Annotated in this window: 5 protein-coding genes and 1 pseudogene; 4 read left to right on the top strand and 2 right to left on the bottom strand. The window is 66.8% G+C overall.

The genetic code is table 11. From position 1 onward, the window contains the following. Both JWP54_RS15480 and JWP54_RS15485 read right to left on the bottom strand, forming a co-directional pair. The coding region (locus JWP54_RS15480; RefSeq protein ID WP_297373694.1) for an acyltransferase at positions 1–626 on the bottom strand (626 nt) is incomplete at its 3' end. A 173-nt stretch (positions 627–799) separates the two neighbouring features. Then, the gene (locus tag JWP54_RS15485; RefSeq protein WP_297373696.1) at positions 800–1192 is read right to left on the bottom strand and encodes a hypothetical protein; all 393 of its coding nucleotides are present in this window, start codon (positions 1190–1192) and stop codon (positions 800–802) included. 207 nt (positions 1193–1399) lie between these two features. Between JWP54_RS15485 and JWP54_RS15490 the strand changes: the two genes are divergently transcribed. The 4 genes and pseudogenes from JWP54_RS15490 to JWP54_RS15505 form a co-directional block, all read left to right on the top strand. Next, on the top strand, positions 1400–2545 hold the full coding sequence (locus JWP54_RS15490) for an acyltransferase family protein (protein WP_297373699.1): 1146 nt from the start codon (positions 1400–1402) through the stop codon (positions 2543–2545). After that, positions 2542–3450: an alpha/beta hydrolase gene (locus JWP54_RS15495; RefSeq protein WP_297373703.1), complete on the top strand. Its 909-nt coding sequence runs from the start codon at positions 2542–2544 to the stop codon at positions 3448–3450. The genes JWP54_RS15490 and JWP54_RS15495 overlap by 4 nt, the downstream gene beginning before the upstream one ends. 156 nt (positions 3451–3606) lie before the next feature. After that, complete coding sequence (locus JWP54_RS15500) at positions 3607–5109, top strand: polysaccharide biosynthesis tyrosine autokinase (RefSeq protein ID WP_297373706.1); 1503 nt, start codon at positions 3607–3609, stop codon at positions 5107–5109. A gap of 24 nt (positions 5110–5133) precedes the next feature. Next, positions 5134–5602, top strand: a pseudogene (locus JWP54_RS15505) (hypothetical protein); the annotation flags it as partial.

Here is a 5602-nt window from a genome sequence, read left to right on the forward strand (position 1 = left end):
CGCGGGGACATCCGCCAGCCGCCGAGCAGAGCGTGACCCAGGCATATCCCGACGATGAACTCGCCGAGGCGATAGGGAGGGAAGTCATAGGTGAGGAAGTGGGCGTTCGACAGATCCGTGGTGCGAATCCACTCGCTGAAGCCAAGCTGCACCAGGATTGCGATGGCCGCGACGAGTAGCAAAGCCTTCATGCTGCGGTTGCGTAGCGCCACGAAGGCGAACGGGAACAGCAGGTAGAAGAAGGCTTCGACCGAGATCGACCAGCTCACCCAGTTGAACGAGTGCGCGCCATCGTTGGACCACGCTTGGGTGAGGGTGAGGTTCTGGATGAGGGTGGCGGGCGAGTCGGTCAGGCCGAACGGCAGCAAGACGGCAATGCCGAGGGTCGCAAGGTGGAGCGGGAAGATCCGCGCAATGCGATTCTGATAAAACGCCACCACTCCATGCCTGGCGGAGTCTGCCCAGGTGAGGATGAATCCCGAGAGCACGAAGAAAAACGTGACACCCAAGAATCCAAGGTTCAGCACCGGGATGCCCTCAGGGCCGAACGCGTGGTGCAGCACTACCAACAGCGCTGCGAAGAATCTCAGCGAAGTGATGGATCTGAGATTCACTGCTCGCGCCATGCTGACGGCCCCCTTAGACATGATCTGAATGCTACAGGTGCGCATGTTTCGGGCAAGCAACAATGCCCGCTGAACCCCGTCAATCTGACCCAGATAGCACTGCCTCTCCCGTGTGAGACATCAATCGACGTTGCCGTCAAACTTCTACAGGTATGGGGCGGCGGCTGCTCGGGTTAGCCTTCGCCGAGCTCCGCGGCGATCCGCTCGGTCTGGTCGGGGCAGTCCTTCGCGGCCGACTGCTCGAGAACGTTGTGGGCGAGTTGCAGACGGGCTTCCTCGGAGAGGTTCTCGGTGGCGTAGGTGGCCAGCAGCTGGTCCACGGCGGCGTTGAGGTCCACGTCGGGGTTCTCGGCCAGGTTGGTGCACACCAGCTGGCTGTACAGGTTCACCGCGGTGGTGGTCTGCTTCGTGACCTCTTCGGGTTCGGTGAGCGGCGTGGCCGACGGGGTGGGCGTGGCAGTGGCCGTCGCGGTGGCGCTGGGAGCGGCGGTGGGGGAGCTGGCGGCGGAGCAACCGGAGAGCAGGATGACGCCGCAGAGCAGAGCGGCTGGAGCTATTTTGCGCATTCAATGAGCCTAGCCAGCCAACCTGAACGACCGGAAATCCTTCCGGACAGCCATTCATCACCGCCACGCAGAGCTCTCGATGAGCCCTCAGCGAGGGGTTTCCGGATTTGCGGACCCGCTCTATGCTGTCATCGTCCGAGTCGGCTCCGCATTCGCCGCACCTGCTTTTACCACGCCAGTGCTACGCCGGAACTCGATGGGGGACCAATGCAAGGTGCATTTCCGAATCTGGCGTGGCTCCGGGGGCGCGCAGGAGTTGACAGCGTCGTCACGGATGCCAGCACCGGCGGCCGCGCGGGTGATCTGGGCGGGAAGCCCGCCGAGTCGCGGGATTGGATCGATTTCGCCAAGGGCATCGCGATCATCCTCGTCGTGCTGTACCACTCGTCGTTGTTCCTGGCCGAGTTCGACCTGGCCGGAAGCACGGGCAGGCTTCGCTCGGTGCTGAGCTTCCTGCCCATGCCGATCTTCTTCTTCATCGCCGGACTCACCATGCGGCGTATGCTCACCTGGTCCTTCGCCGATCTGTGGCGGCGCAGGCTGCAGGCCCTGGTGTACCTGTACGTGCTCTGGTCCGTCATCCGAGTGGTGTTCTATGTGGTGGTGCCGCACCTGCGCGGCGCGGAAAGCTCACCCACCGACCTGCGCAATGTCGCCCTGCTGCCGGTATGGCCCACCAGCAGCTACTGGTTCATCTGGGCGATGGTGCTCTTCACTCTCGGTGCCTGGCTGCTGCGCAAGGTGCCGCCGTCGATCACGATCCCCGCTGCGGCGCTGGTGGCCCTGGCATCCACCACCACGGGCGGACTCGACCTCAACAACGTGGGCTGGGACCGGATCATGCAGAACTTCGTGTTCTTCCTGGCCGCGATCTTCATCCCGCACGCCACCTACCGGTTCGCGGCCCGGATCCGCCCGTGGCATGCCGTGGCGTTCATGGTGGTCTACGCGGGCCTGGCTATCGCGACGGCGCTGCTGCACCTGTCCCGGGTTCCCGGGGTGGTGCTGATCGTCAGCGTCATCGGGGTCGCCATGACGATCGCGCTGTCGGAGAAGCTGGCCAAGATGCGGGGGCTGGGGTTCGTGAACACGCTCGGTGCGCACAGTTTTCAGATCTACCTGCTGCACCTGTTCGTGGTGGCGATCGTCCTGGCCGTCGTGGCGCCTCTCGCCGACCTGCCGGCGCTCCAGCAGATCGCCAATCTGCTGCCGTGGGCGCTGGCCGCCTTCGCGCTGTACGTATCCCTGCTGCTGTTCAAGATGCTGCGTCGATTCAGCTGGCTGTGGGTGAGTCCTTTTAAAAGGCGCACAACAAAAAAGCCGCGACCGAGCGCCGTGAGCCCGACAGAATGATCACGCGCGCGTCTGCCCTCCTCTCCGTTGCCCTGGCCACGGCTGCCATGCTCGGTCTGTCCGGCTGTTCCAGCGCCGAGCCGGTGGCGCCGCGCGACGAGCGCACCGGTGACGTATCCGTGCAGGAAGACGTTGTGTACGGCAGCGCCGACAACGAGGAGCTGCTGCTCAATGCGTGCCTGCCCGCACGCAGCGACGAGCCCACGGCAGCCGTGTTCCTCGTGCACGGCGGCAGCTTTGACACCGGTGACCGTGATTCAGAGGGGATGATGGCCCTGTGCAACGAGCTGGCCGGCCAGGGCTTCGCTGCCTTCAACATGGACTACCGGTTGGCCCCCGCCTACACGTACCCGGCGCAGGTCGACGACGTGAGCACCGCCGTGCGGTGGGCGCGCCAGGCCGAACAGGTGTCGCGCTTCGGCATCGACCCGGATCGGATCGGCCTGTTCGGCAGTTCGGCCGGCGCGATCATGGCGGCTACCGTGGGCACGCGCGGGGAGGGCGACCTCACCGCGGGCACTCGCGTCGCAGCCGTGGTGGCATTGTCGCCGGCCGTCGACCTCACCACGGAGGGCTTGGCCCTGGGAACGCCGAGTACTGAGGCCCAGACGATCATTTCGCAGTACTTGGGCTGCAACGATGTGGCCGACTGCCCCGTCGCGAAGGATGCCTCTCCCCTCTACGGCGTCGACGCCAGCGACCCGCCTTTCTACATCGCCGCCGGCGACGCGGAGTTCGTGCCGGTGGCGCAGGCCGAAGCCCTGCAGAGTGCGCTGAAGGCGGTGGGCGTGCCGGTCACCCTGAACGTGCAGGCGGGTAGCAAACATGCCCTGCAGCTGCTCGATAGCAAAACACGCTTGGGCATCCTCGATTTTCTGCGCGACACCCTCGGGCCGGCCGATTAGGCGACTCCGGGCGCCGGTCACCCGGGCCGCGCAAAGTTCTTTTGTTCGCAATAAGCCTGTAACCCTGCAGGAGGAAGTGACGCCAATGATGAGTAAGTATCAGTTTCCGGCCTACTGGATCGACGGGCAACAGATGATCGCCATGAGGAGGCCAGCGTGGAGCTAACCAGAATTGCCCGGATCATCCGGAAGAGTTGGATCTTGGTGGTGTCGTTCCTCCTGGTGGGAATCCTCGGCGGCGCGCTCGCCGCCATCCTCACTCCGGTGCAGTTCTCCACGTCGACCCGCCTCTTCGTGGCGGTGCAGATCGCGGCCGGTTCCACCTCCGGCGATCTGGTGCAGGGCAACAACTTCGCCGCCCAGAAGGTCTTGTCGTATCTGGACGTGGCCACCAGCCCGCGGGTTCTGAACCCGGTGATCGAGAGTCTGGGCCTGGACGACACGGCCGAAGAACTCGCCGAGGACGTGACCGCGACGGTCGAACCCGCCTCGGTGATCATCGAGATCGCCGCCCTCAGCGACACCGCCGAATCCGCGGCGGAGCTCTCCGCGGCGGTCGCGGCGAGTTTCTCCGACGTCGTGGTGAATCAGATCGAAGCGCCCGCCGACGGCAGCGCCAGCCCCGTCAAGGTCGAGGTCCTGCAGCCCGCGGTGCCGTCCGAGTACCCCGAGTTTCCCCAGGTTCCCCTCAACCTCGCGCTGGGCGCCGCGCTCGGGCTGATGGCCGGGCTGGTGGTGGCCGTTTCGATCGGTCTGTCCGATCGCCGTATCCACGGCCGCGCCGATATCGAGCGGGTCACCGACGTGCCGGTGCTCGGGGCGATCACCGTCGACCCGCAGGCGCAGAAACGGCCCCTGGTCGTGGCGCAGCAACCACGCAGCATCCGCGCAGAGGCCTATCGAACCCTGCGCACGAACCTGGAATTCGTCGGGGTCAACGATCGCGCCCGCACCGTGGTGATCACCTCCGCCCTGACCGGTGAGGGCAAGACCATCACCCTGGCGAACCTGGCCATCGCCCTCACCGACAGCGGCTCCACCGTCGCCCTCATCGACGCTGACCTGCGGGTGCCGCGACTCGCGGAGCTGATGGGCGTCGAGGGCGCCGTCGGTCTCACCGATGTGCTCATCGGCCGGGCGAAGCTGGCAGACGTTCTGCAGCCGTGGGGGCGCACCGACCGGCTCGTGGTGCTGCCGGCGGGCCGGATCCCGCCGAACCCGAGCGAACTGCTCGGTTCCATACCGATGGCTGAACTCCTCGAAAGCCTCGCCGCCGACTACGACTACGTGCTCATCGACGCGCCGCCCGTGCTCCCGGTCACCGACGCCGCCGTCATCGGGCGACTGACCGCCGGCACCCTGCTCGTGGCCGCGGCCAACATGGTCACCGAACAGGAACTGCTGGCCGCCGTGCGCGCCCTCGAAACCGCCGGCATCACGCCGCTGGGCATCGTGGCCACCATGTTGCCCACCCGCGGACCGGATGCCCAGGTGTACGGCTCGTACGGCGACTTCTCCAAAAAGGAGGACGAGGTGGCGGCCGACAAGGCCGACGCTGTCGTCCCGCCGCCGGCGACCGCGCCGCGACCTGACCTTGTCGGTGCCGCAGACTCGCGCATCGTCGCCGACCCGGCCGCCTCGCCGCGGCCCCGGCGCTGACCCGCATCGGGACTGGGAGTCAGCATGAGACGCAGAAGACGGCACGGTCCGCCCGTGCGACGCGCCTGGCCCAAAGTGGTGCTCCTCGCACTGGCGGTGGTCACGGTGGTCACGACGGGGGCTGCTCTGCTCAACATGGGTGCGCAGGCCGCCAGCTCGGCGGAGACGCTGCCCCCGCCGCTACCGGTCAGCACCCCAGCGGCAACTGCTGCCGCCGCTCCTGTCGCTCCGCCCACCAGGGCGCTGGCGGCCATCAGCGCAACGGCCGCTTGGCGCACCAGCGCCACCGGCTCCTGCCCGGCAGCGCCTGTCACCCTCGAATACACGACGGATGGCGGCGCCTCGTGGGCACCGTCGGTCTCCGCGGGATCCGCGGGGGTGTCGGCGCTGCTGAGCCTCGACCTCAGCGCCGACGGCAGTGTGCAGGCGGTGGGCCAGATCTCGGACGGCTGCGCGCCGGCACTGTTCACCACCACCTCCCGCGCTGACCGGT

This window comes from Cryobacterium sp. (assembly GCF_025463825.1).
Classification (GTDB): Bacteria; Actinomycetota; Actinomycetes; order Actinomycetales; family Microbacteriaceae; genus Cryobacterium.

Coding starts and splice junctions, on each gene's coding strand:
- JWP54_RS15490 (WP_297373699.1), top strand. CDS start 1,400: ATGCAAGGTGCATTTCCGAATCTGGCGTGGCTCCGGGGGCGCGCAGGA.
- JWP54_RS15495 (WP_297373703.1), top strand. CDS start 2,542: ATGATCACGCGCGCGTCTGCCCTCCTCTCCGTTGCCCTGGCCACGGCT.
- JWP54_RS15485 (WP_297373696.1), bottom strand. CDS start 1,192: ATGCGCAAAATAGCTCCAGCCGCTCTGCTCTGCGGCGTCATCCTGCTC.